Here is a 628-nt window from a genome sequence, read left to right as displayed (position 1 = left end):
CCCTATTGACCAATGGTTTGAAACAATTAATAGATATGTTGATGGTAATGGTTATTCATGAAATGGATGGTCTTCTACTTGAGAAAATCGTTCCTACTGCGGTCTATCTCCCATACCAAAGGGAGTACGGGGCGGAATACGATCGTGTTTTCCGCTGTCGGGTGACCAATCGCCATAACACGTATTCAATAATCTTCGAGCAGCGTTATTGGGATGTACCGATATTGACTGCAGACTATGAACTTCAGGAGTTATTACTTCAAAAAATCAGTCAACTTCCTCAAAACAGAAAAAGTACGGACACCTATCGAGTACGGATTTACAATTATCTGTTGGCCAATTCTTATTTGGGATTAGCGTCAATTGATGATATCGCCTCCAATTTCAATATGACGGTCAGAAGCATGCAACGGCGTTTAAAAGATGAAAATATTACTTTTCAGAAAATTGCGGATGATGTAAGATGCTCGCTAGCGAAACATTATATCACCTCAGGCAGCTATCCTCTTAAAGATATTTCTCATATACTGGGATATAACGAAATAAGTGCTTTTACCAGAGCTTTTAAAAGATGGACAGGTAAATCACCTACTGCTTATTACGGTTGATCAAAGGCCATGAGTGCCAT

General features: G+C 39.3%; 1 protein-coding gene. It reads left to right on the top strand.

Annotated elements, in window-relative coordinates:
- Positions 1-608 (top strand): helix-turn-helix domain-containing protein (locus RYH73_RS26605; RefSeq protein WP_335316472.1); only part of this gene is annotated, 608 nt, incomplete at its 5' end.
- Between the last annotated feature and the right edge of the window lie 20 nt (positions 609-628).

The sequence above is a fragment of the Olivibacter sp. CPCC 100613 genome (assembly GCF_036959255.1).
Lineage (GTDB): Bacteria > Bacteroidota > Bacteroidia > Sphingobacteriales > Sphingobacteriaceae > Olivibacter.
The sequence above is the reverse complement of the archived record's forward strand: the minus strand, read 5'-3'. Positions and strand labels throughout refer to the sequence as shown.